This window comes from Methylobacter tundripaludum SV96 (assembly GCF_000190755.2).
In the GTDB taxonomy this organism is placed as follows: Bacteria; Pseudomonadota; Gammaproteobacteria; order Methylococcales; family Methylomonadaceae; genus Methylobacter_A; species Methylobacter_A tundripaludum.
Window position 1 is genome coordinate 420338 of sequence record NZ_JH109152.1, and the last position, 26410, is coordinate 446747.

Consider the following 26410-nt stretch of genomic DNA (forward strand, 5'->3'; position numbering starts at 1 on the left):
GCCTTAATCAGGGATAAGTTCCGACGTCAACTGGATAACGGGCGGAACGGCGACCGGCATAGAGAGGGCATGAACACAATACAGGCTTTAATACGGAACATGAGAACCTGTCGTCCTGATGAGAAGGGAGAAGCACAAACGGTAACCCCGTGAGGCGAGAGTACCGATGCAGGGCACAGGGACGGATGAGTCCGTAGTAGCGATGAAATTTCTGTAATGGAAAGGGAGCGAAGGGGCTCAATCATTCAGTTGGGTTGATTGAAACAACCGGCAACGGGAGGAACTCAGTGAATCGGACAAAACCTTATGCTATACCTAAGCGATTGATTTATGAAGCGTACCAACGCGTCAAAGCCAATAAAGGCAGTAGCGGGGTAGATGGTCAAAGCCTACAAAGTTTTGATCAAGACCTTAGCCACAACTTGTATAAACTGTGGAACCGGCTGTCGTCGGGCAGCTATTTTCCACAAGCCGTGAAGCGGGTAGACATCCCGAAAGCAGACGGCGGGATACGGCCTCTAGGTATTCCAACGGTTGCGGACAGGATTGCGCAAATGGCAGTCAAAATGCAAATAGAAGCCGAACTGGAGCGGCATTTTCATCCGGACTCCTATGGCTACCGGCCGAGCAAATCGGCGCACCAAGCCATAGAGCAAGTCAAAGAGCGATGCTGGCACCGGGCGTGGGTATTGGACATGGACATCAAAGGATTCTTTGATGCCATCGACCACGACCTGCTGCTTAGAGCAGTAGACAAGCACATCAAGGAAGATTGGCACCGGCTGTATATTAAACGATGGCTGGAGGCGCCGGTACAACACCCGGATGGACGTATAGAACAGAGAACCCAGGGAACGCCGCAAGGCGGCGTTATCAGCCCGCTGTTAGCGAACCTGTTTCTGCACTATGCGTTTGATCAATGGGTGGAAAGACACTGGGAAGGGATACAGTTTGCGCGCTACGCAGACGATATCATCTGCCATTGCCGGACTGAGCAAGAAGCAGAAACCCTTAAAACGGTTCTCACGGAAAGGTTTGAGCAATGTGGCTTGACGCTACATCCGGAGAAAACCAAGATTGTCTATTGTAAGAGCTGGAAGAACAAAGCGGACTACACGCAGATCAGCTTTGACTTTCTGGGATTTACGTTTCGTCCCCGATTGACAAAATGCAGGGATGGCATCCTATTGGTCTGCTTTCTGCCTGCCATCAGCCAGAAAGCCGCCAAAAGGATACGTTCCGAGATTAACGCATGGCCCTGGCTAAAATGGACACAAGGCGAGATGAAAGACATCATCGCCTATAGCCAAAGCAAGTTGCGCGGTTGGATGATGTATTACGGAAAATATGGACGTGGCAAACTTAACCACGTTTTGTTTCATTTTGACAAGAAGCTGAGCCGCTGGGCAAAGCGAAAATACAAGAAGCTTAAAACTATTGCACAAGCGCTGAGGCGATTAAACGCTTTTAAGTCAAGAAATCCAAGGGCGTTTGCCCATTGGTAGGCTTAAGGTTGAATGATAAGAGCCGGATGAAGCGAGAGTTTCACGTCCGGTTCTGTGAGAGCCTCAAGGGGCAGTTCCTTGGGGCTACTCGACCTCGCTTTGAAACACCAAAAAACCTATCAACCACAAATGGGATGACGATTTTCCACTTGTGATTGATTTGGAGAGATGGTATCTACTCTCTTACCACGTTTTACCGTAGTGAAAACGTACCATGCCATATAAAAGCAATTGCGAAAATAGATAGAAAAAATATAATTGGAGCAATCCAGTTTCTAGCTATACGAAAAGGAAGCTCGCCTTCTTTTACTCGTACCCATTCTTTTTTAATTAATGGCCTCGCATATTCAGTAGCAATTTGAATTGCTTGCATAGTCTTTGCGCTATCTTCTTTTTCAACAAAAGCCTTATTTTGCTCATCAATAGCTCTCTTCATAAGACGCAAAAGTTCTTCATGCTCTGGCTCTTCGGGATTGAGTCGAAGTATTATGCGACTATAGACCTCAGCAACTTGATACCTTATATCGCTAATTTTTTGTTTGTCGATTTTAAAAGGTGATTTTTCATGGTCTTCACCTAACTTGTGCTGCTCTTCAGTTGCTCTCGCAAATGCCCGACAGCAACCGAAAAAGACAGATAGGTCTTCACGAAGCGCATCAATCCATGCCTGTCTAAATTCAGATGTTTTTTGCTCTTTGTTGAGAGTTAAATTTACAAAGGACATTGCAGCTGCAATTAGCGAAGCTACTAATGTGGCTATCGCTGTTATTGATTGAACTGGGAAGTCAGTAGTCATAAGATATTTCTCTTTAATTAAGGTTGGACAACATCTTTTCGTTGCCCAACATTTTGCGCGTATTTATGTCGGGCTTTTTTATAGCGAGGATTCATCACTCAAGCACCACATCCACCCGCCGGAATTGGTTGAGTCGTAGCGCTTCAGCGGTTTGACCCTCCAGGTGCTGACCTTCCACAGTCTGCATACTGCCGTCCCGCCCATGTAACTGATAGCGGCAGGGCCTAACGGCAGCATCGCCGAAGGTGTCTTGGCGTTCGGGGTTGATATAAACCAGCAAGGTTGCCCCCAACAAAGCGCAGGCCACACTATGCGCTGGCAATGTTTCTTCAAAATCGAACGGATTAACACATTGCTCATTCGTTGAGAAAAACGTCTTCGACAGGACGGGGGCGGGTCTGAACAGCAACCTGCCTTCCTCGAACACAAAGGGATTAGCCCCCAAGAAAAGATGAGTCCAAAGATGCAGGAATTCTACCGTGGAACCGGAAAGACGGGCTACGCAGCCCCGTCCGTGTTGTCGTGGATCGATGGCGAAACCGCTGCTGACCAGGAAGCTGGAGTTTTCGACCGGGTTGCGTCCGTATTCCATCGGATCGCGAAAAGCCACCAGCAGATGTTCAATTTGGTCATAAAACTCCTCGATTAACCCGGCCCGAACCACTTCCAGCACGAATTTGTAATGCATGTGCAGGAAGATGGAACCGTTCTCCAGCCAGCCGTAGTTGAAAACCCCGATCCGTCCCAGTTCCAGCGCATTTTCCCCGAGTGGTTCATTGACGCGGTACATGCCCAGCTTTTGGTCGAACAGTTCGGAGTTGCGCGCCGCGTCGTATAAGCGCCGGACTTCTTCCGGTTCGGCGATGCGCAGGGCATGGACGAAGCCTTCCAGAAACAGCGGTATCGGTTTTTGCTTGAAGCGGGTCACAGTCGCCTTGCCGTCCGCGGTTTCCTGATACTGCTCGGCTTCATAGGAGAAATAGGTGACGATGCCTTCCGGCGTCCGCGCTTTGTTGATGGCCGCATCCAGATAGCTCGAAACCGTCGCCAGGAAGGTTTGCACTGCGGCAACAGAGAGAACTTGTTCGGCACCATCAAAGCCCATGAACACCTTTTTCCGATAGGCTTCCTTTTGGGCTCCGCTTTCCTGCCAGAATAGCTCAGGCGTCAGGATGGGTCGGTTTAACAACACTTCCAATCCGGATATAAAATCCGCCAATTCGGCTGGCAGGGAAAACTCGCCATCGACATCGGCAAGTATTTTTAAGGTAAAGCCCACCAGGCGCTTGAGCTCAATGGTTTCATTGACCGAAGACCCGAAAATGCCGGGCAGCCCGTTCAAGGCGTCGCACCAGCCTGGGCGGTCGGCCTCCATTTCTATGCCGACGCCGAACGGGTCCAGCGTGGCCAGTTTGTTGGCGACCAGGGTCAGGATTTTCCCGAGTAGCGTGGTGTAAACAATGTCGCCGTGGCCGCCTTGCGAGCGGACTTGGCGGCGGCGACGGGGACGGGAGTTGATCAGGGATTCTTTCTCAGGAGTGCCTTGCACCGCGCCGTATTGGCGGACGCCGTTGGCCGTGACCACGTATTTTTGAGCGCGCGGGACGACAAAATGGGTGGAATCGAAAAAAGTGTAGGTCTTTTCCTTGAACAAGCCGGGCAATCGATCCGGGAAAATGGCCGCATAGCTAATCAGCAAGTCCAGCAAATAAGTCCAGTGATCCGACCAATAGCCTCGGTCGAATTCGGCATCTTCCACTTCCTGCGCTTGTGCCAGAATTTCCTTGATGATCGGTTCCGGGTTTTCCGCGCCTTGAAGCGCCTGCCATAGTTCCGCGTATTTAAACTCCCGGGACAGCAATTGTTCGAGGCCCGCAAACCGGGCGAAATGATGCGCCAAGGTTTGGGGAGCGTCCACGACAAAACGCGAGTTCCGCAACGAACAGGGATTGTAGCCATCCGTCTGAATCAGGTTGAAGAAATAGCGGATGTTTTTGGCATCCAGCGCAGGATCGAAGAACACGTCCATCCGCCGGTTTTGCAGCACATCGCGGAAATCGCCATTACCTTCGGAAAACGGCGTGTCCTGCAACAGAAAGTCGTTGTAATCCCTTTCCAGGTCGCCGTGCTTGCGACCGAACAAATACAATTGCGCGCCGCCCGGCACCTCCCTAGGAAATCCGCCGCGCAAACCGTTGTCGAGATAACATTGCCGGGCATGGGCATCGAATAGCGGCTTGGCCGTCGCGGTAAATATCCGTTGGGTGATGTCTTCTATTAAGCGGCGGTTCGTTTCCCGCTTGGCTTCGAAGTAACCTTCTTTATCGGCTTCCGCTATGAATTGTGCAAGCACAGATTGCGATTCTGCATGGCCGTAAAATCCATAAAAGACTTGGCTTTGTCCCGGCTGGAGTTCGAAGGTCAACGTCTGGAAAGCCGATGGCGTTTGATTGCCCGCCACCTGATGATCGAAATCCAGACCATCATTGGCAAAAAATCGTTCCGGCCTGGAAAAATCCCCGGCCAAGCCGAAAATCCTCTCCGCGTCCACGACTACGCGGGTGCGTCCGCCATTCAAAAAACCGGCGAAGAAATTGCAGGCGATCACCGGCTCCACCTGTGGAGAATCGGTAGGCCATACTTTCAAGCGATAAAAAGGCAAATTTTCCTCGACCCCCTCGACCCGCATGAAGGCTTCCGAGGTTCGGCTCATGAACTTCAGTATCCATTGGTTCATGCCAAAGGGCAGCACTTGCGGCAAACCGTCGACGATCTCTATCTTTTTAGTTTGCTTGGATGTATTGGTGATTGTGACACGCCGCAGTAAACCGGCCACGGGCGCCTCGGGCAAGGTGAACATATCGGCCCGAATGCTAAATCCCAACTGCGGATTGATCTCTTCCACACCGACCTCATGAGGCGTGACGTAAAGGCGTTGCTTGATCTCCGGCCCCGCCCCGCGCTGGAAAGGTTCATGGGCCAGGATTTGCTCGCCATCGGTAATCTTCAGGAAAGTCCTGAAACCTCGGGATGGCGTGAGTTGATAAGCCTTATCGGCAGGGAAAAACTCCAAAAAGGCCCCGTCTTTGTTGCGCACGCCAAAACTGGCAATGGCCTGGCCTCGGTTGACATAAAAAGCCCACGCCGGGCGACCCAGGGCGCCGGCGATGCCGGGCAAAAAACTGGCGAAAGGGGCAAGGTCGTTGTACTGGTCAATGACGAAGCAGTTATCGTTGTCTAAGGCATAGTAGGTCTGGTTCACGGGGTTGCACCATTTGAGTTGAGTATTGAATCGGCGGTTTTGGGCGTAGGGCAATATCTTAGCGTCTATAATATTTAATTGATGTTGTGCGCTGCCCATTACAGCCGCGAAAACGATAGATCACAGATCATTGTCTTGTTCCGGTAGAGGCATATTCGCTGTGCCGTGCGTGCCTCGGTTTCTAAGGCGCGCGGCACGCCCTACACACTGTTAAGGCCATTCAGCAGGTATTTCAGATTGTCAGTAAAATCAGCCAATCGACTATGCCTGCCCGATTTGCATATTGCAATGAACATGTCGGACCGACAAGTGCCGGTCGAGCACGGCGACACTTTGTTGAATTTATAGTGCCTCCGCAAGACCCAAACACTGTACGCGTAAACTGTTATCCGGTAAATACCGGACTGTAGCGGTTTTTGACAATGCGAATTGCCGATTTGATGTTGTCATTCATCGGGAATTGTTGTTTTGGAGGCAAGCGGATGATGGAGGGCGCGACTGTGGAAAATGCCGGTATGTTTAGGGTGATTAAATCCGCAGCTAGACCCTGCGGAATTTACTACGTATACTTGGATAGGCTTGCTTTTCAAGGTTATAAGCCAAGAAAAAGTAAGGCCGGGTGCAGGGAAGAATTTTAGATAAGGTAATCGTAACGTTTAAGGCTGGTGATGACGTTTTTGCATTCAGGGTACAATTCCAAAATTAATCTATCGGCGAAAGATATGCTTGAAATAAGTCAGGAAATCAGTCGAAATTTTACGCCATGTTTTTCAAGTTGGATGCCGGAGCTTGTTGAAAAAATCAGGCTTTCGCCAAAGGAACTGTTGGATATAGGCGAGGAAATCGGCCGGGATTTTGCGCCCAAAGCGTCCTGCAATACTCCCGAAGTCACTCTTTTACCCGTCGACCCCGGACATCTCTACGCCTATTGGAATCTTGGCAGCAGCCGGGAAATCACTACGCCCGATAACGAGCGCAAGGACCGGCTCACTTTAAGGATTTATTCGCAACCCGATGAACAGAGTGCGGCAGTCGAAACCATATCCTGGTTCGATGTTGCCATTGATAGCCCCAAGACCCAGCAACAAGTATCCTTACCCAGTCCGGTTGATGACACGGCTTATTCAGCGGCTATTGGCAAATGTTGCGCCGATGACAGCTTTATTGAATTTGCGCACTCGAACATTATTCATGTCCCACATGGAGCGACGGCATGGGGGCAAGACCATCAAAACTCCACCGATTGCCTGAGCAAAAATGCCTCAGGTCAAGGAATCAGCAAATAAGCGTGATGACAAAAAGCCTACCTCGTTCTAATGACAAGCAAGGATTCCTGAGTATTATTCTCCACGCACATCTTCCTTATGTGCGACACCCTGAGCATGACAGTTTTTTTGAGGAGAACTGGCTGTTCGAAGCCATGACCGAATGCTATCTGCCGCTGATCGGCGTGCTTGACCGCTTGCACTCAGACAACGTGGACTACCGATTGACGCTGTCCTTGTCGCCGACGCTGATGACCATGCTGCGCGATGAGTTGTTGCAAACGCGTTACCTGAAATATCTGCATAGTCGGCTGGAACTGGCCGAAAAGGAAATCATCAGAACCCGCAAGCAGCCGGAATATCAAAAATTAGCGCGGCTCTATCGTCGTTTTTTTCTGAACGCGTTAAACACTTACCAAGAGCAGTATCAAGGCGATTTATTGGCGGCTTTTAAAAAGCACCAGGCCACCGGCAAACTTGAATTGATAACGACTGCCGCGACCCACGGTTTTCTGCCGCTGCTCAATGTCAGCGAAACCGCAGTCCGCAATCAGGTTAATACCGGTATCGCTACGTTTAAAGCCAATTTCGGCCATGCCCCGAGCGGGTTTTGGCTGCCTGAATGCGGCTATTATCCCGGTCTGGAAACCGTGTTGGCGGATGCCGGTATTGAGTATTTCTTTGTCGATACCCACGGCGTTACGGGTGCAAGTCAGCAACCTTGGAATGGCGTTTATGCGCCGATCGATTGCGGCAACGGTGTCGCAGCGTTTGCGCGCGATCCCGAATCGTCGCAGCAGGTCTGGAGCGCAAAGGAAGGCTATCCTGGGGATTTCAACTACCGCGAATACTATAGCGACATCGGTTTCGAGCTGGACGCGGATTATATCGCGCCCTATATTCTCGACCGGAAAACCCGTATCAATACCGGGATAAAGTATCATCGCGTGACCGGCGACAACGGGGCCAAGGAAATTTATAATCCGAGGAAGGCATTGGCAAAGGCCTATGAGCATGCCCAGGATTTTATCGATAAACGGCAGCATCAGATTGATCGGCTTGGCGCTACCATGGACAGGCCTCCGCCGATCATAATAGCGCCTTACGATGCCGAACTGTTCGGTCATTGGTGGTTTGAAGGAACTCACTGGCTGGAATGCGTACTGAGGTTGGCGAGCGAAAACAGCCATGGCGTTCAGTTGGCCGGCTGCGGCGATTATTTAAAACAGCAGCCGTCGCCCCAGGTCGCTACGCCTGCCGCATCAACCTGGGGCGATCAAGGTTATTCCAGTTACTGGATAAATGAAGCAAATGACTGGATTTACCCCTTGCTCCACAAGGCCGAACAGGAGATGGAAAAACTGGCGCGCGATGTGCGGGGATTAGCGCTCACGCCTTTGCAGACGCGGGCTTTGAATCAGGCTGCCAGATCGGTTTTGCTTGCGCAAGCTTCCGATTGGCCGTTTATCCTGAAATCGGGGACCACTATCGATTATGCGAACAAGCGCGTCACCGATCATCTGGCCCGATTTAACTATTTGCACGACAGTATTCGCAAGAACAGGATCAATGAGCGATACCTGACCGCTCTGGAGATCATGGATAACATTTTCCCGGACATCGATTTCCGGGATTACAATCCTCCAAGCGCAGGGGTGAGTCCCAAACCCGGCCGGTTCAATGTGCGTTAGATGATTTATCGTTCCTTCTGACCTGTATTTCAGGGCAGCAATCACCGGAGACAACGGATGAACAAAATCCAACTGCTGTATGTTGAAAATGTGATTACCCGAAAAAAGGCGGGCGTTCAGCAGACGCTGAGTTTTTTTATGCAGGTGGAAAGCATCAGTTACGACAAACGGATTGATGTGGTTTGGTCGGGTGAAGACGGCGTCTGGCAAACTTTGCCTGCAAGCTATCACAGCAAGTTGGAACACGATAAGGAGTACTGGCAGGCCCGGATACATTTTCAGCTTACCCCGGATAAATCGCTGCCCGGCAATATCCGCTTCGGATTGTGCTATCAGACTTCTGCCGCCGAATATTGGGATAACAATCAAGGCTTGAATTATTCCAGTCAGGCCGATTCCGGCATCAAGGTGGCTGGCGATGTTCCGGTTTTGAATATCGACTTTGCAAGCAAACTGGACGACGGACAAAAAAACGTTCCGATCACGGTAGCGGTGGACCCGTTTAACGATGCCGACAAAGTGACGGTACACTGGACGACGGATAACTGGCGGCACGCTCATAAAACCTCTTGTCATTTCAAAAGAAATTACTGGGACAAAGTGGCGCTCAGTAATGCCAGAAACCCCAATCAGTACGGCGTTGCAATCTGGAAAGGCTGGCTTAGGATCGGCCAGGCGTTCCGCTTGCAATACAGTATCTCCGTCGAACGCAACGGACAGATTTTTTGGGACAATAATTACGGCAAAAATTACTCGCTTAGCCGCGAACCGCTAAAGGTCTTGATTCTTAATCTGCATTGTTATCAGGAAGATAACCAGGATTATAAATTTTCCCAAATAGCCAAGGCGATTAACGATCTGAATGTTGATGTTGTTTGTCTTCAGGAAGTGGCAGAACTTTGGAATGACGGGGCAGGGGACTGGGCGTCAAATTCCGCCAAAATCATTAATGACCGCCTCGCTACGCCCTATCATATTCACACCGACTGGTCGCATCTGGGTTTCGACAAGTACCGCGAAGGCGTTGCCATTTTAAGCAAATATCCGCTGCTCAAACAGGACGCCAAGTATGTGTCGGACAGCCATGATGTCCACAGTATTCACTCCAGAAAAGTGGTCATGGCTCAAATCAAAGTGCCTTACATGGGGCGGGTTAATGTTTTTTCGGCGCATTTAAGCTGGTGGGAAGACGGGTTTGCCGGGCAATTCCAACGCTTGTGCGAGTGGGCCGAGGCTAAACAGTCGGCGCATGTCAACACCACGCTGCTGTGCGGCGATTTCAATATTGCCGCCGGATCAACGGGCTATCATCTGGTGGTCGATGGACACCAATATGATGACCAGTACTTAGCGGCCAATTCGCAGGGCGTGTTTGAAAAAATCTTCAGGGTTAACGATCCGTACTGGCAAAATTATTTGAGCGACGATTATCGTATCGATTATATTTTCTTGAATAAAACCAGCGAGCTGCAAGTTTTTTCAGCGAAGGTTTTGTTTACCGAGCAGGATTATGGAAGGGTTTCCGATCATTGCGGTTATTTTATGACTTTTGAGCCTAAGGTTTAAGGCGAAAGATGCAAGGCATAAGGCGAAAGGCGAAAGGCAGGAGTGCAGGAGTGCAGGAGTGCAGGAGTGCAGGAGTGCAGGAGTGCAGGAGTGCAGGCTTCGCCTGCTAAAGTAGGCGAAGCCTGCACGCGAGTAGCCGATTGCCTCGTTTTCACGCAGCGTGCTCATCGTTATGCACAAGTGTATGCTAGACATCTACGTTCTGTGGCCGGACGGGGTTTGCAACCCCGTCCGAAACGTTTGACGGATGAAGATATGGCAGTAGTTATCGAAAACGGTAGGGACGGGGGTGCAACCCCCGTCCCGCTCTGGGGGATTTTTCCATTCACCCTTCGACAGGCTCAGGGCGAACGGAAAAATCCTTAACTTAATGGCAGTGACTCGCCCGGTGGGAACGATACCAATCCATACTTAACACATCCACGGTCTTTATCATGGAGATAAACCTATGCAGATAGCTGAACACTATGCCTCGCCGACTCATGGAAACCTGGGCGGCTCTTTTCAAAGAGTGAACGACTTCAATGACAAATTCTATATCCGCTGGGGAAAAATAGATTTTGATGTGTTTTACGGCGTTCAGGCTAATGTAAAGGTTATTCTAAAAGTCTACCGCGATGCGGTCTGTGAAACCTATATTGTCGATACCGATGCCTATGATATTCACTGGGATAGGCACAAGCGCTGTACGCGGGATTTTTACATACACCCGTTTTCCAGCAACTTCGGCCCGATCAACTGCGTCAAGTTAGCCTTTATCGTGCATCTGGATGAACACTCCATTGCCTCCCGGAACGAATATATCTTTATGGACTGGCATCAGCTTCAGGGCGACCATCCGCAGTACCGGAGGATTACCGGCGATTGGGCGACAGGCAATAACTATCGAACCTATGAGCTGAATGCCGGCGAATTGCAGAGCGATGTCGATTGGTATAACCATCATTTCGAAGCATTGCAGCTGGTGCCTAAATTCACCAAAGGACAGCAGCATCATCCGTATCATCCCAAGCGTTATATTCACGACCTTATCGACAAGGTGATCCGCTGCAAGCACGAGAATCCGGAGCGTTTATGCACGATAAAAGTCAGCGTGGATTGCATTGACGACCATGACTTCACTACCCATTTGCTAAGCGCCAGCGATCAGGGTGTTTTGGTTCAGTGCATCGTCGATTGGCGAAAAATGACCCTGACCAACAGCCAAAACTACGCCCGGTTAAAGCGATCTCGGATTGAGCTGATCGGCGTGTTTTGCAGCCCCAAGCATCACTTGATCGAAGTGGAACCGGATATGCACACCAAGTTCATTATTTTTAATGATGAGGACAGCATACTGGGTTCATTCAATATCACCTTCGACCGCTGGTGGGCTAATTGGGAATCGGGGATGACTTTTCATTCCAAAGGCATTTGCCGGCTGCTGGATAATATCTTCCAAAGCCAGCGCGGCGGCGTTAATCAAAAATACGGCATCGATCCGTTGAGCCATTTCAACCTGCTTTATACCTTCGGTCGGCACGTTATGCTTAACGGCAAGCCTTATCGCCCCCATCACGCCATATTGGCCGAAATTAACCGCGCCCGATATTCGATTAAAGTGTCGTTATTTTTGATTGGCGATTTGTTGGGGGATCATCATGACAGCGTGGTCAATGCGCTGATCAATGCCAAGAACCGGGGCGTCAACGTGCATATCCTGCTTAACGGGCATCTGGCCAGACAGGGGCGTATCGGTGTAGAACGGCCGATGGCGGAAGAATTGGCCCGCCCATTGCTGCCGACCGTAGATCGCTTAAAGCATGCCGGTATCGCGGTAGGCTTGGTTTACGGACAAGACGACCATCCGGTGCCGTATTCGCCGATTCATTCCAAGTATTGCATTATCGACGACTACATCGTCATTGAAGGCAGTTTCAATTGGTATAACACCTCGGTTTTTTCCCATGATCTGCTGGTTGTGGCCGCCAACTACGAAGTGGCACAGCCTTATCTGTATGAGTTTGAGCAAATACAGCGATCGTTCAGGGTGTATTATTGAAATTATTCATAAGCTTCAATCTTCAAAAGCTGCTCCACGCTGACAATTTTATAGCCATTTTCTTTGGCAAAATTAAGCGTTTGTTTTAATACCTGGATAGTCTTATCCGACGTGTCATGAAACAGGATAATCGCGCCCGGTTTTATTTGTGTCTGTACGCGCCGGGTTATGACTTGTGCGCTGTCGGACGTTGTATCGAACGAGCGGATGGTCCAGCCGATGATGCTGTAATTCAAACTATTTGAGGCTTTTACAAGATTGGGCGTGGTCACTCCATAGGGCGGCCGGAACAGTTTCATGCGTTTGCCGATGACTTTAAAGACGCTCTCTGCGGTCTGGTTTAGTTCATTCTTGAAGCCTTGCAGGTTCTTAAAATCCACATAAAAAGAATGCGTGTAGCTGTGGTTGCCAATGCTGTGTCCTTCTGCATCGATTTGTTTCAAAATGCTTTCATTGCCCTGGATGTTTTTTCCGATGACAAAAAAAGTTGCCGGTGCATTGTGCTGCGCTAATGTTGAGAGTACTTGTGGGGTGTATTCCCGGTTGGGTCCATCGTCAAACGACAGGGCAATTTCTTTTTCTGAGACATTAGCATGACAATAAGCGTAGGCGAAGAAATTGGATTGAATGATCGCCGAACCGTAAATGATTAATGCCAGATAAACTGTGCCTGGCAATATCAGCCACCCTAGGCTGATCCCAAAAGATAGGTGTAACAAGCCAACAACGCTGATGGCAATGATGAAGCTGTTGCGGGTTGATTTAAATGTCATTTGATATGTTTGCTGATCTTGCAAGGGAGCGGATCAGGTTAGCGTGGCTTAACGGGACAAACCAAGGCCGTGGGTTACCGCCTTGGTTTTTTGTGGGTTTATGTTTAGGGATTGAGCATGAAATAATGTGGACGACTCGCACTGTAAGTTTGTGGGCGGAGTGCAAGCTTTGCTTGCGTTTGCAGGCGAAGCCTGCACTCCGGCTATTGGCAACTCGTTCACGTTATTTCAACAGTTCCTAAGTTGATGGGGCATGGTATGGTTGCCGCTACAGATGACTGTACAAGGTCATGTATTGTTTGGCGCTTTTACTCCATGAGTAGTCTTTTTGCATGCCATTGGTTTGTAGCTGTTTCCAGGTTTTAGGATGGCTGTACAAGATAAGCGCGCGTTTAATGACTTCCATTAAGGCGCCGGGAGTCGCTTCATTGAAAACAAGGCCCGTTGCGGTGTTGTTTTTCAGCGAGTCTGGAAGGGTGTCGACAACGGTATCGGCCAAGCCTCCGGTTTTTCTGACGACGGGAATGGTGCCGTAGCGTTGGCTGTAGATCTGGTTTAAGCCGCAGGGTTCAAAGCGCGATGGCATCAGGAAAATATCCGCGCCCGCTTCAATCAAATGCGCCAGTGTTTCGTCATAACCGATAGTGATCGATATTTTATCGGGGTGGCTTTCGGCAAAATTATGCAAGCGCTGTTCAAAACCTTTGTTACCGCTGCCGAGCAGTACAAATTGCAGCGGGTGGGTCAGCATCTCGGGGAGGCATTCCAAGATCAGGTCGATGCCTTTTTGTTCCACCAAACGACTGATCAGCCCGAATACGGGAATGTTTTTGTCAACGGGCAGGGATAATTGTTCCTGTAGCGCTGCTTTATTAAGCAGTTTTTTGTGTATCGTAAAGCGATTAAAGGTTTGGCTGATGTTGGTGTCGGTTTCCGGATTCCAGTGGTCGGTGTCGATGCCGTTGATGATGCCGCTCAGGAAGTCTTTTCGGTGACTTAGCAGGCCTTCCAGACCATAGCCGAACTCGGCGGTTTGAATTTCCTTGGCATAGGTCGGGCTTACGGTGGTGATGCGGTCGGAATAGATCAGGCCGCCTTTAAGAAATGACAGCATGTCATGGAATTCTATACCGCTTGGATTCCAAAGTTGGCCGGGCAAGTTTAAAGAAAGATAAGTTGAGCTTGGGAATATGCCCTGATAAGCCATGTTGTGTATGGTGAAAACGACAGCGGGGCGGCTGTATTCCAGCGACAGCAGTGCCGGTACCAGCCCGCTTTGCCAGTCGTTGCAGTGGACGATGTCGGGTTTCCAATCCAGCCAGCTCCGGTTCATCGCAACTTCTACCGTGACCCGGCAAAACAGGGCGAAACGTTCAGCGCTGTTCGCCCAGGGCTTGCCGTGTTCATCGACATAGGGGTTGCCGGGAAAATTAAAGAATTCCGGGCAATCAACCAGCCACACGATGACGCCGGTACCCGGCAGCCGGGTTTCCAGAATGTTCACAGCATAATTATTGACATAGACGGTGCTTAGGTAGCGAACTTCTTCGGTTGTTTTGATGGCCTGATAATTGGGCATGATAATGCGCACATCTTCACCCAGCTCCGACAACGCCTTGGGCAAGCTGCCGGAAACATCAGCCAAGCCTCCGGTTTTAATCAGCGGATGGGCTTCACTGGTGACAAAAAGTATTTTTTTCATGTGCCTGGGATGTGGTTTTTATTAAATGGTAACTGCTAACAGATGTTGGGGGTGTCACGGAATACGGATGATATTTTCAAGGCTAAAGGCTAAAGGCTAAAGGCTAAAGGCTAAAGGCTAAAGGCTAAAGGCTAAAGGCTAAAGGCTAAAGGCTAAAGGCTAAAGGCTAAAGGCTAAAGGCTAAAGGCTAAAGGCAAGCTATTTTTGCCCTTTGCCTTTAGCCTAAAATCCTATAATTTCAAAATCACGGCACCCAAGGGCGGTAAATTAAGGCTGATTGAGTGAGGTTGATTCATCCATGCGGTAGGTTCAGACAAGGCGGCGCCGTTGCCGACATTACTGCCGTCGTAGTAGCCGGAGTCGGAATTGAATATTTCCGTATAAGTGCCTGCCAAGGGTACGCCGATCCGGTATTGCTCACGGGTTACCGGGGTAAAATTGAGCACGACAATCAAGTCTTCATGCTCGGTTTTGCGTCGATAACTGATGATGGATTGTTGCACATCATGGCAATCGATCCAGTCAAAACCCTGATGATCGAAATCATGCTGGTATAACGCCGGGTGTTTTTTATAAAGGTGATTCAGGTCTTTGACCAGCGCTTGCACGCCTTGGTGATGCGGATAGTCGAGTACATACCAATCCAAGGCTTTGTTGAAATTCCATTCGGTGCCTTGACCGAATTCGCAGCCCATAAACAGCAGCTTTTTGCCGGGATAGGTGTACATCAAGGTGTAAAGCAGTCGAAGGTTGGCGAAGCGCTGCCATTCATCCCCCGGCATTTTACTGACCAGCGAGCCTTTGCCATGGACCACTTCATCGTGGGAAAAGGGCAGGCAGAAGTTTTCGGTAAAGGCATAGAGCATACCGAAAGTAAGCTGGTCATGATGATACTTGCGGTGGATCGGCTCCTGGCTCATGTAAGCCAGCGTGTCGTGCATCCAGCCCATATTCCATTTCATCGAAAAGCCCAAGCCGCCGGTCCAGGTCGGACGGGTCACTTGCGGCCAGGACGTGGATTCTTCAGCCATCATCACGGTGCCGGGATGCTGTTGATGGGTGACAGAATTGAGTTCTCTCAGAAAGTCGATCGCTTCCAGATTCTCGTTGCCGCCGTACATATTGGGAATCCAGTCATTATCGTTGCGGGAATAATCCAGATACAGCATTGAGGCGACGGCATCGACACGCAAGCCGTCAAGATGGAATTCCTCCAGCCAAAAGATGGCGCTGGACAGCAAGAAGTTTTTAACTTCATTGCGGCCAAAGTTATAGATTAATGTGCCCCAGTCGCGGTGTTCGCCTTTGCGCGGATCTTCGTGCTCATAAAGCGCGCTGCCGTCGAAGCGGGCCAGCGCAAAGCTGTCTTTGGGGAAATGCGCGGGCACCCAGTCCAGAATTACGCCGATGCCGTTTTGATGGCAGGTGTCGATAAAATAGCGAAAATCGTCCGGTGTGCCGTGACGGCTGGTCGGGGCAAAATAACCGGTGGTTTGATAACCCCACGAGGCATCCAGCGGATGCTCGGTCACCGGCAATAATTCAACATGGGTGAAGCCCATCTCTTTGACATAGTCGACCAGCTGCACGGCCAGTTCGCGATAATTGAGGAAGTTGCCCAGATGATCGCGTCGCCAGGAACCCAGGTGAACCTCATAGATAGACATGGGTTCATGCAGCCAATTGTGACGGACACGCTCACCCATCCATTGCTGATCCCGCCAAGCATAGTTGTTTTCATGGACGACAATGGACGAGGTATTGGGGCGGAACTCAAACTGCTGGCCGTAAGGGTCGGTTTTTAACAGAACCTCGTTGGTGTTGCGGTTTAATATCTCGAATTTATAGTAACAGCCGGCTTGCAAATCCGGTATGAACAGTTCCCAGATGCCGCTGCCGCCCAAGCTGCGCATTGGGTTGCAACGTCCGTCCCAGTGATTAAAATCGCCCACCACGCTGACTCGTCCGGCATTGGGCGCCCAGATCGTAAACAAAACCCCGTCAATACCATCGGCCTTGTGCAGATGTCCGCCCAGTTTTTGATAAATATGCCAGTGTTTACCTTCGCCGAATAAGTGCTGGTCGAACTCCGGCAGTTGAGTGCCGAAATCATACGGGTCATGGTTTTCGTGGCTGTAGCCGCTCTTGTCTACCCAGGACAATTGATAATGTTCTGGCAATTGTTCATGTTCGGCGTTATATTCGAAAAAGTCTGTATCGGGTACCCGGTTTAAAGCCGCGCCGTTATGGCTAAAGCACACTGTTTCTGCATAAGGCAGATACACCTTAACTTGAATGTGATTGTTCTTGAGATGGCGACCTAAAATTGAAAAAGGATCATGATGTCTGGCTTCCATGATTTTTAGAGCATCGGAATCAAGTGCGTTTTTAGATTGCTTTTTCACTATGAATAGCCTCGGCGTAGTGGAATAATAGTTAGGTGAATGTTACCAAACACATCAAGAGTTGTCAGTCTATTCCACATGGAGATGAAAAATGTCAGCGTCAAGTAATCAAAAGCATGATCATAATATTAGTCATTTAACCCGTAATACCATTGCGTTAATATTGGCCGGTGGTCGCGGTTCACGGTTAATGAATATGACCGATTGGCGCGCCAAGCCGGCTGTGCCCTTTGGAGGCAAGTTTCGGATCATCGATTTTCCGCTGTCGAATTGTATGAATTCCGGTATACGCAAGATAGGCGTTTTGACCCAATACAAGTCGGATTCACTGATCAGGCACATTCAGCAGGGCTGGGGGTTTTTACGCGGCGAATTTGGCGAATATGTCGACTTGATGCCGGCTCAGCAACGGCACGATGAGAACTCCTGGTATGAAGGGACCGCTGACGCCATTTTCCAGAATATCGACATTTTGCGCAGTCGCCATCCTGAACATATTTTAGTACTGGCCGGCGATCATATTTATAAAATGGACTACGGCGCGATGCTTGCCGATCATGTTGAAAAAAATGCCGATTTAACGATAGGCTGTATAGAAGTCTCGCTACAGGATGCAACGGCTTTTGGTGTCATGGATGTTGACAGCAATCGGCGCGTCAAGGCTTTTGTAGAAAAGCCTGAGCATCCCCCGCTTATGCCGGGCAGAACCGACACGGCATTGGCCTCCATGGGGATTTATATTTTTAATGCCGCTTTTCTGTTTGAACAATTACTGAAAGATGCCGACACCAAAGGTTCAACCCGTGATTTCGGTAAAGACATTATTCCCGCCGTTATCGATAAATATATCGTCAATGCTTATCCTTTTCTGGATTTACAAAGCGGGGAACAAAGTTACTGGCGCGATGTAGGTACCATTGATGCGTACTGGTCTGCCAATATGGAATTGATTGGCGTAAAACCGGATTTGAATTTATATGATAAGACCTGGCCTATATGGACTTATCAGGCGCAAACGCCTCCGGCCAAATTTGTTTTTGATAGCGATAAAAGACGCGGTCTGGCAGTAGACTCCATGGTTTCAGGAGGCTGTGTGATTTCCGGAGCGAAAGTCAGGCATTCCCTGTTATTTTCGAATGTCCGCGTTAATTCGTACACGACGTTGCAAGATACTATCGTTTTGCCGGAAGTTAATATCGGTCGTCATTGCCGCATTACCAAGGCGATTATAGAAAAAGGCTGTGAAATTCCGGAAGGCACGGTGATTGGTGAAAATAGAGCGGAAGACGAGAAGAGATTTCATGTGAGTCCTGGCGGAGTCGTTTTGGTTACGCCTGATATGCTGGGGCAAAAAAGACACTATGTCAGATAAAAGGAAATTGAAATTAGTTTTGTGCTGGCATATGCATCAGCCGGAATACAGGGATTTGCAAACAGGAGAATTTAAGCTGCCATGGACGTATCTACATGTTATTAAAGACTATGTAGACATGGTGGCGCATCTGGAAGCGGTGCCTAAGGCTAAGGCGGTCGTGAATTTTGCGCCTATACTACTGGAGCAAATTGAGGAATATGCCAGGCAAGTCAACGGCTATTTGCATGATCGCATTTCGATTACCGATCCTTTGTTGGCGGCACTGGTTGATCCCAGTATCCCGGCAGATCCTGAAGAACGGATGAGACTAGTTAAAGACTGTATGCGAGCGAACAGGGAAAGGCAAATAGACCGTTATCCGACGTTCAAGAGATTGATTGAGATGGCCGATTGGCTTGAACATCACTACGATTCCTTAACCTATGTCAACTCTCAATTTATCAGTGATGTTCTGGCTTGGTATCATCTGATTTGGATGGGAGAAACAATAAAGTTAACGGATAGCCGAATAAAACGCCTGATAGAGAAAGGCTCCGGTTATACGTTACACGACAGGATCGAAATTATAGAGGTCATTGCCGAGCAATTGACCAGTGTTATTTGTCGATATAAGGCATTAGCCAGAAAAGGGCAGGTTGAGCTTTCAGTGACGCCTTACGCCCATCCAATCATGCCGCTTTTGCTGGATTTGAATTCTACCTGTGAGGCTATGCCTGATGCTCCTTTGCCGGAGTTGGATACCTATCCGGGCGGAGAAGAGCGCGTAAAGTGGCATCTTGACAAGGGGGTGCAGACTTTTAAGCGATTATTCGGCTTTAAACCTAAGGGATGCTGGCCTTCGGAAGGCGGTGTTAGCGGTCAGACACTAAAAATATTGGGTGATTTCGGCTTTGACTGGACCGCAAGCGGCGGTTCTGTGCTGCATAATAGTTTGAATCTTCCTGAGAACGGCAAAAAGCCAGGAATTCATCATCCTTTTAAACTTCAGGAAACCGATATAGCCTGTTTTTTTCGTGATGACGGCCTATCCGACCTTATCGGTTTTGAGTATTCAAAATGGCATGCCGATGATGCTGTCGGCGATTTGATCCATCATCTCGAAAATATCGCTGTACATGAGTCCGGCGACAAGGTGGTTTCAATCATCATGGATGGTGAGAATGCCTGGGAATATTACCCCGCTAACGGGTATTACTTTCTCAGCGCCTTGTATCAACGACTGGCCAGCCATCCGCATATTGAACTAACGACTTTTTCGGAATGTTTGCAAAATAAGGTAGATGTTAAACCACTGGTGAAAATGGTTGCGGGCAGCTGGGTCTACGGTACTTTTTCGACCTGGATAGGCGATGCGGACAAGAATCGCGGCTGGGACATGCTCGGCGATGCCAAATGGACATTTGACAAGGTGATTTCGGTCGGCAGATTAACGGATAAACAAATACAACAGGCTGAGCTTCAGCTGGCCGTCTGTGAAGGTTCCGACTGGTTTTGGTGGTTTGGTGATTATAATCCCGGTGAAGCGGTCAGTAACTTTGAAAAACAATTTCGGCTTAATTTGGCTAATCTGTATAGACTGCTGGGCGAAGAGCCGCCCGCTTATTTGGCGATGTCATTTACGCAGGGATCCGGTGCTCCGGCTATGGGTGGCGCAATGCGCCCAGGCGTCGAACTTACATAATTGATGATTATTAGTATTTAGTCCTCCGCATTTAATAAAAACTAACAACTGAAAACATAAACGAGAGATCACTAAGTGTGAATGACATCTTAAATAAACGTCGCGCCGGAATTCTGTTGCATATTACATCGCTACCGGGTGCGGGTAGACAAGGCAATTTAGGGCAGGAAGCTTATCATTTCGTGAAATTCCTGCATGATTCCGGGGTTAGCGTATGGCAGGTTTTGCCTTTAGGCATGACCCATGCGGATGGTTCCCCTTATCAGTGCCTGTCTGCTCATGCCGGTAATCCTGAATTAATTAACATTGATGGGTTGGTGAAGAAGGGTTGGCTGCAGCGCTCTGAAAAATGTGAAGAATGTGCCGGTGACTGCGCCGTTAGGTGTCTGGTGGCAAAGGCCTATGATGGTTTTTTGGCGCGCGCCGAACCACAGGATGAGGATAGTTTTGCGCACTTTTGCCAGGAAAAAGCATTTTGGCTTGATGATTTTGCTTTATTTATGGCTCTTAGAGTTGAGTTTAATCAACAATGTTGGAATCAATGGCCCGAGCATTTTAAGGAAAGGGATGCAAAAGCAATAAAAGAGGCGCGGCGCCGGTTAAAATCACAAATTGCATGTATTAAATTTGAGCAATATGTGTTTTTTCAGCAATGGCTGGAATTGAAAGCTTATGCCAACCGGTATGGCGTGTTTTTGTTTGGCGATATTCCTATTTTCGTATCTTACGACAGCTCTGATGTCTGGGCTCATCGCGATGTTTTTAAGCTCGATGAATCAGGTGAAATGCCGGTCGTGACGGGGGTGCCGCCCGATTATTTTTCTGAAACAGGGCAGCGCTGGGGCAATCCGCACTATAACTGGAATTACTTGAAGAAAACCGGATTTCATTGGTGGGTTGAAAGGATGAAAACCCAGCTTGAGATGTTCGATATTATCCGGATCGATCATTTCCGGGGACTTGAAGCGGCTTGGGAAATACCGGCAAATGAAGATACTGCAATTAATGGATTATGGGTTAAGGCGCCAGGCAAGGCATTATTGAATGCAATAAACGCAGAACATGGGTTGATTTCGCTGGTTGCTGAAGATCTGGGCATTATTACGCCTGAAGTCGAAGCGTTAAGGGATGAGTTTGATTTGCCCGGTATGAAGATTTTGCAGTTTGCATTTGGCGGCGGCCCTAATAATCCTTATTTACCTGACAATTATGAAAAAAACTGCGTTGTTTATACCGGTACTCATGACAATGACACGACTTTGGGTTGGTTGCAGGGCATTAGCAATGATGAGAGAAACTACATTTACAATTATCTCGGCAATCCGGCAATGCCATTGCATTGTGCGCTAATCCATGCCGCATTGGCATCGGTTGCAAATCTTGCGGTAATTCCGATGCAGGATATTTTGGAGCTGGGTTCTGAGCATCGAATGAATACTCCCGGTACGACGGTGGGTAACTGGAAGTGGCGCTTTCAGTGGAATCAATTGTCACATGAGCGGTCGGTCAGATTTGCGTATCTGGTTGGATTGTTTAATCGTAAATAATGCCTTGTAGGGCGACCGGGCGGTCGCCCTGGATGAGAGCCGTTAAGATTAATCGTTGTCTTCGCGAATAGCTTGTTTAGGCAGTGGCAGCAAAGGGATATGGTAACCGGCTATGATGGAGCGAATCGCGTCTGCTTTGGCCGCTATCAGCTTGTTAAGGGTTTCTTTCCTTGCTTTGTCGCCATTACGAACGCCCATCGCCATAGCAAAATCAAATTTCATGTCAGGAGTCGATTTCATCGGAATCATTGAGTAACTGTTTTTTGGGCTTTGCGCGGCGACATATCCCGCCATAGGCCCCCACAGAATAACCATATCAATTTTCTTCGCTTTAAGATCTTTTTCTATCTGCATCGCCACATTATTTTCACCGTCGCCTGACATCGATTGATAGGGGATGCCCACGTCGAGTAGTCCGTTTTTTTGCATCCAGGTTGTGCCTGGGCCGCGGTCAAACATCGCAATTTTTAATGATTCTTGTCTTTGCAAAGGTAGGTCGACTAATTGGGCCGCATCGGTAATATCGTCCCAGCCGCGTCCTTTGGCGATCAAAAGTACATAAGTCGATTGGTAGTAGGGTGCGGTTGTTAAGGTGAGGTCGTAACCTGCCGGAACGCCCATAATCACGTCGCATTTATATTCGTTGCTTTCCACATCGCTGTCTTTTAACGGTGCATTTAAGCTGTTGCGGATAAAACCGATTCGTTGGGGAAGCCAGTAATACTCAATGGTCTGTCCCAGTTCTTTGGCAAACAGTTCGGCGATTTTGTTTTCAAAGCCGTCTTTGTTTTTTGTGGAATAAGGTGGGTTCAGCGGGTCTGCACAGACCTTGAATTTTTCTTCTGCCGAGGCAGCAAAGCTGCATGCAGCCAGAAACAGGATGGCGAAGCATGTCGTGTATTGAGGTAAGGGCCTCATTAAAATCTCCTTGGGTATATCAAACGATAAGGACTACTGCAGGGATGCAGGAGGTAGAGCGATTGCCGGACAATAGTTTACTGCATAAAGGGCAAAAAAAAAGCCCTGGTTGATAAATCAACCAGGGCTTTTAATACAATCTAAAAAATCAGATCGATTTAGTTACTGGGTAATGCGAATACAGTTAATGTACCGCCCAGTTTAGTGTAAGAGCTTAGGCTTCTGTACGCGCCAACCGCTCCCAAACCTTCTGAGTTTGAACCTTCTTCACCGCTGTCAAGACCGGCAGCGATACCGATACCAGCCCAACCGCCGATACCGGAAAGAACGCCAACATATTGCTTGCCGTTATATTCCCAAGTATTAACGTTGCCGATGATGCCGGAAGGTGTTTTGAATTTGTACAGTTCTTTACCTGTTTTAGCATCAACCGCTTTCAGATAGCCTTCCAGAGTACCGTAGAATACTACGCCGCCCGCAGTTGCAACAGAACCGGACCAAACAGAGAATTGTTCTTTGTTAGACCAGGCGATTTTGCCTGTTTTTGCGTCGTAAGCTGTGAACTGACCCAGGTTAGTTGAATTGTCCGGTTTACCAGTCAATACATCAGCGCCGGCAGGCATCATAGTTAATGTAGCACCAACGTAAGGTTGGCCCGCTGTGTATGAAACTTCGAATGGTTCGTAGTCCATGCACAAGTGGTTACCGGAGATGTAGAACAAGCCGGTTTGTGGAGAGTAAGAAACCGGTTGTTGGTTTTTACTTCCTAACGCCGCAGGGCAAACGCCTTTTGTGTTAACGTCTTCGCCGTTTTGCTGAGTACTGTACTTAGCTACAACTTGTGGACGACCGGTGTTCATGTCGACATGAGTTGCCCAGTTAACTGATTTGTCGAATTTTTCAGCAACAAGCAGTTCACCGGTTTCACGATCTAAAGTGTAGCCAAAACCGTTACGGTCGAAATGCACGATAGTTTTGTGCATTTTGCCTTTAACGTCTTGGTCAACCAGGACAGTTTCGTTGATACCGTCAAAATCCCACTCGTCGTGCGGAGTCATTTGGTAAACCCATTTAACAGCACCGGTGTCAGCGTCACGTGCCCACAATGACATAGACCACTTGTTGTCGCCTGGACGTTGTACAGGGTTCCAAGTAGATGGGTTGCCGGATCCGTAATAGATCAGGTTCAATTTAGGGTCGTAACTGGTCCAGCCCCAAGTAGTACCGCCGCCGATTTTCCATTGGTCGCCTTCCCAAGTGCTTAAGCTTGAGTTTTCGCCAACTGGAGTGACTTTGCCGTCTTTCCAGGTAGTTGTTTTCTTGGCGTCAATCAGGGTGTCTTTATCAGGACCCATGCTGTAGCCTTTCCAAGCCAACTCGCCAGTATTGATGTCATAAGCCGCTAAGAAACCGCGAACACCAAATTCACCACCGGAAATACCAGTTAAAACTTTATCTTTAACAACTAATGGAGCGGCTGTGTTGGTCATGCCCAATTTAGGGTCGCCGTTTTGTACGCTCCATACGCGTTTACCGGTTTTAGCATCTAACGCAGTTAAAACGGTATCGGATTGTTGCAAGAAGATTTTGCCGTCACCATAAGCCAAACCACGGTTGACAGTATCGCAACACATAACAGGAATAGTCACATCAGCATCTTGTGTTGGCGTGAATTCCCAGATTACAGATTGAGTTTTTTGGTCAATTGCGTAAACAGTGTTAGGAAATGGTGTGTGAATGTAAAGAACATCATTAACAACCAACGGACCGCCTTCGTGTCCACGCAAGACGCCTGTAGAAAAAGACCAGGCTGGTTGCAGATTCTTTACGTTAGTGGCGTTGATTTCACTTAGTTTACTGTAACGAGTACCTGCGTAATCACCACCCCAAGTCGCCCAGTTGGCTGGGTTTTGGGTGAGTTTCTCAACATCGCTGTTAGCAGTTGAAACTGCTGGTGCAGCTAATAAAGCAGCCACACTGGAAGCAAGCAGCCAACTTTTCAAAGGCTTCTTCATATTATATTTCTCCTGGTATTCTGTTAATTTGACAGAATAGTGATTATGTTTTTATGACTAATATTAGTTTTTAGGGTGGTTTTCATGTTCCATGGATACAGGAAATTTTCACTCTAGGAGCCTAAATTTAATGATTTTGCCCCAAAAGTCAACTTTTATAGGCTTTGGTGTAAAACGATTTCCTGTAACGTTTTGATAAAACTCAGGGTGTTTAAGAGCGATTTAAGATTTTTAAGATATTTCGTTTCAGATGCGGCTGATTGAAATGAAGGGGGTTGAGTATAAATTTAACTTTTTGCTACTGAAAAACGAATGGATAAATCACAGGGCTTCAACTCGGTAACCGTTGCTATCCCAGCATAATACTTCGGCTGCAGTCTTGCTCCATGCGGCAAGTACAAAACGCTGGGCAGTTTGGTCGTCTATTTTAAAGTTATGGATGGCAGGGCGGTGGGTATGCCCGTGGATCAAGCGCAGGCAGTGCCGTTCACGCATGGTGTTAACGACCGTGTCCTGGTTAACATCCATAATGTCCTGGGATTTTTTGCGTTTGTGGAAATAACTACGGACGCGATACCAGCGCGCAGCCAGCAAGCGCAAAAGTAAGGGTTTGGACAGCACGGCTTGTTGCCATTCAGGGGTATGCGATTGGGCGCGAAATGCCTGATAGGGCAAGTCATCGGTACACAGTAAATCGCCGTGTGTGAGCAGCGTCGGCGTGCCATGCAAATCGATGACAGCATACTCATCGATAAGCGTTACGCCGGTATCTTCGGAAAATTGTTTGCCCAGCAGAAAATCGCGGTTGCCTTGCTGTAAATAAACCGGTGTACCCGAACCGGTCAGTTGCTTAAGCTGCTTTCGGATTGTATTGTTGGGGGGAGTAGGATCATCGTCGCCTATCCACGCATCGAAAAGATCGCCCAGTATATAAACGGCGGCGGCTTTGGGGGCTCTATCGCTCAGGAATGAAAGAAACCGACGGGTGATTTCAGGTTTTTCCAGGGAAATATGCAGGTCTGAGATGAACAGGATTTCTTGATTCAAGGGCGAGTGAAAGACTAAGGGCTAAGGGCTAAGGGCTAAGGGCTAAGGGCTAAGGGCTAAGGGCTAAGGGCGCGATCGATTCTTTCGCCCTTAGCCTTGCGCCTTTCGTCTATTGTATAACTTCAGCTTTTTCTACGATGATGTCTGTTTTAGGCACGTCCTGATGCCCGCCGCGGTTGCCGGTGGGTTGTTTAGCCATGGCATCGACAACATCCATGCCTTCAATGACTTCGCCGAATACCGCATAGCCCCAGCCGCTTGGCGTTGGGCTGGTATGGTTCAGCGAGGCGTTATCTTTATAGTTGATAAAAAACTGGGCCGTTGCCGAATCAGGCACATTGGTGCGCGCCATGGCTATAGAGCCGCGTTTGTTTGGCAAGCCGTTATCGGCTTCGTTTTTGATAGGGGCATGAACCGCTTTTTGGTTAAAGTCAGTATCAAAGCCGCCGCCTTGCGCCATAAATCCGGGGATGACGCGATGGAAAATGGTGTTGTTGAAAAAGCCTTCATTAACGTAAGTTAAAAAATTTGCCGATGAAATAGGCGCTTTTTCATGATTCAACTGAATAATAATTTCACCCAGCGAGGTTGTTAATTTAACTTTTGATGGTGTATCAGACATTTTGTTTTCCGTTGCAAATGAGAGTGTTGTGGTTAAAAGCAGCATCATGGAGAAAATGAAAGCACGCATTGTTTTTCCTTATAGAGTGATGCAAAGAACAAATTTTAAGTGTTTTTGTCTTGAAAGAGAAGCATGTGCTTGGTAGATTGTACAGCTTTGTTTAACCTGCTGCCTCGACTTATCGGCAATGGAAAACGTT

17 protein-coding genes are annotated in these 26410 nt (G+C 48.5%); 8 read left to right on the top strand and 9 right to left on the bottom strand.

The window, feature by feature from the left end; all coding sequences use genetic code 11:
• Nucleotides 1-287: 287 nt before the first annotated feature.
• Nucleotides 288-1505 carry a group II intron reverse transcriptase/maturase gene (ltrA, locus tag METTU_RS01915; RefSeq protein ID WP_006889613.1) on the top strand — a complete coding sequence of 406 codons (1218 nt, stop codon included), beginning with the start codon at nucleotides 288-290 and terminating at the stop codon, nucleotides 1503-1505.
• A 193-nt stretch (nucleotides 1506-1698) separates the two neighbouring features.
• Here ltrA and METTU_RS01920 read toward each other — a convergent pair whose 3' ends face one another.
• Together METTU_RS01920 and METTU_RS01925 are read right to left on the bottom strand one after the other, a co-directional pair.
• Nucleotides 1699-2301, bottom strand: a complete 603-nt coding sequence (locus METTU_RS01920; protein ID WP_006889614.1) for a hypothetical protein — start codon at nucleotides 2299-2301, stop codon at nucleotides 1699-1701.
• Between the two features lie 94 nt (nucleotides 2302-2395).
• Nucleotides 2396-5563, bottom strand: a complete 3168-nt coding sequence (locus METTU_RS01925) for a hypothetical protein (RefSeq protein WP_040579857.1) — start codon at nucleotides 5561-5563, stop codon at nucleotides 2396-2398.
• Between the two features lie 722 nt (nucleotides 5564-6285).
• On the opposite strand from METTU_RS01925, the gene METTU_RS01930 reads away from it, so the two are divergent.
• From METTU_RS01930 to METTU_RS01945, 4 genes are all read left to right on the top strand, one after another.
• Complete coding sequence (locus METTU_RS01930) at nucleotides 6286-6849, top strand: DUF4912 domain-containing protein (RefSeq protein ID WP_040579539.1); 564 nt, start codon at nucleotides 6286-6288, stop codon at nucleotides 6847-6849.
• 5 nt (nucleotides 6850-6854) lie between these two features.
• Nucleotides 6855-8519: a glycoside hydrolase family 57 protein gene (locus tag METTU_RS01935; protein ID WP_006889618.1), complete on the top strand. Its 1665-nt coding sequence runs from the start codon at nucleotides 6855-6857 to the stop codon at nucleotides 8517-8519.
• 57 nt (nucleotides 8520-8576) lie between these two features.
• The gene (locus tag METTU_RS01940; protein WP_006889619.1) at nucleotides 8577-10085 is read left to right on the top strand and encodes an endonuclease/exonuclease/phosphatase family protein; all 1509 of its coding nucleotides are present in this window, start codon (nucleotides 8577-8579) and stop codon (nucleotides 10083-10085) included.
• Nucleotides 10086-10533: 448 nt separating this feature from the next.
• Nucleotides 10534-12126, top strand: a complete 1593-nt coding sequence (locus METTU_RS01945; RefSeq protein ID WP_006889621.1) for a phospholipase D-like domain-containing protein — start codon at nucleotides 10534-10536, stop codon at nucleotides 12124-12126.
• 2 nt (nucleotides 12127-12128) lie between these two features.
• Here the strand turns inward: METTU_RS01945 and METTU_RS01950 are convergent, their stop codons facing one another.
• The 3 genes from METTU_RS01950 to glgB all read right to left on the bottom strand — a co-directional run bounded on the left by METTU_RS01950 (nucleotide 12129) and on the right by glgB (nucleotide 17006).
• Nucleotides 12129-12899, bottom strand: a complete 771-nt coding sequence (locus tag METTU_RS01950; RefSeq protein WP_006889622.1) for a polysaccharide deacetylase family protein — start codon at nucleotides 12897-12899, stop codon at nucleotides 12129-12131.
• A gap of 268 nt (nucleotides 12900-13167) precedes the next feature.
• Nucleotides 13168-14601, bottom strand: coding sequence for a glycogen synthase GlgA (glgA, locus tag METTU_RS01955; RefSeq protein WP_006889623.1), 1434 nt, complete (start codon nucleotides 14599-14601; stop codon nucleotides 13168-13170).
• A 230-nt stretch (nucleotides 14602-14831) separates the two neighbouring features.
• On the bottom strand, nucleotides 14832-17006 hold the full coding sequence (gene glgB, locus METTU_RS01960; RefSeq protein ID WP_006889624.1) for a 1,4-alpha-glucan branching protein GlgB: 2175 nt from the start codon (nucleotides 17004-17006) through the stop codon (nucleotides 14832-14834).
• A 91-nt stretch (nucleotides 17007-17097) separates the two neighbouring features.
• Here glgB and glgC point away from each other — a divergent pair, with 91 nt between their 5' ends.
• The 3 genes from glgC to malQ all read left to right on the top strand — a co-directional run bounded on the left by glgC (nucleotide 17098) and on the right by malQ (nucleotide 21609).
• Nucleotides 17098-18378 carry a glucose-1-phosphate adenylyltransferase gene (gene glgC, locus METTU_RS01965; RefSeq protein ID WP_006889625.1) on the top strand — a complete coding sequence of 427 codons (1281 nt, stop codon included), beginning with the start codon at nucleotides 17098-17100 and terminating at the stop codon, nucleotides 18376-18378.
• A complete protein-coding gene (locus METTU_RS01970) occupies nucleotides 18368-20062 on the top strand; it encodes a glycoside hydrolase family 57 protein (protein ID WP_006889626.1) in 1695 nt (564 codons plus the stop codon). The genes glgC and METTU_RS01970 overlap by 11 nt, the downstream gene beginning before the upstream one ends.
• A gap of 77 nt (nucleotides 20063-20139) precedes the next feature.
• Entirely contained in the window at nucleotides 20140-21609 is a 1470-nt protein-coding gene (malQ, locus tag METTU_RS01975; protein ID WP_006889627.1) for a 4-alpha-glucanotransferase, read from the top strand.
• A 48-nt stretch (nucleotides 21610-21657) separates the two neighbouring features.
• On the opposite strand, the gene METTU_RS01980 is transcribed toward malQ, so the two are convergent.
• The 4 genes from METTU_RS01980 to METTU_RS01995 all read right to left on the bottom strand — a co-directional run bounded on the left by METTU_RS01980 (nucleotide 21658) and on the right by METTU_RS01995 (nucleotide 26280).
• A complete protein-coding gene (locus tag METTU_RS01980) occupies nucleotides 21658-22527 on the bottom strand; it encodes a quinoprotein dehydrogenase-associated putative ABC transporter substrate-binding protein (RefSeq protein ID WP_006889628.1) in 870 nt (289 codons plus the stop codon).
• Between the two features lie 158 nt (nucleotides 22528-22685).
• A complete protein-coding gene (locus METTU_RS01985) occupies nucleotides 22686-24542 on the bottom strand; it encodes a methanol/ethanol family PQQ-dependent dehydrogenase (protein WP_006889629.1) in 1857 nt (618 codons plus the stop codon).
• A 321-nt stretch (nucleotides 24543-24863) separates the two neighbouring features.
• The gene (locus tag METTU_RS01990) at nucleotides 24864-25589 is read right to left on the bottom strand and encodes a UDP-2,3-diacylglucosamine diphosphatase (RefSeq protein WP_006889630.1); all 726 of its coding nucleotides are present in this window, start codon (nucleotides 25587-25589) and stop codon (nucleotides 24864-24866) included.
• Nucleotides 25590-25698: 109 nt separating this feature from the next.
• Nucleotides 25699-26280 (bottom strand): peptidylprolyl isomerase, encoded by a 582-nt coding sequence (locus METTU_RS01995; protein ID WP_006889631.1) that lies wholly within the window; start codon nucleotides 26278-26280, stop codon nucleotides 25699-25701.
• Between the last annotated feature and the right edge of the window lie 130 nt (nucleotides 26281-26410).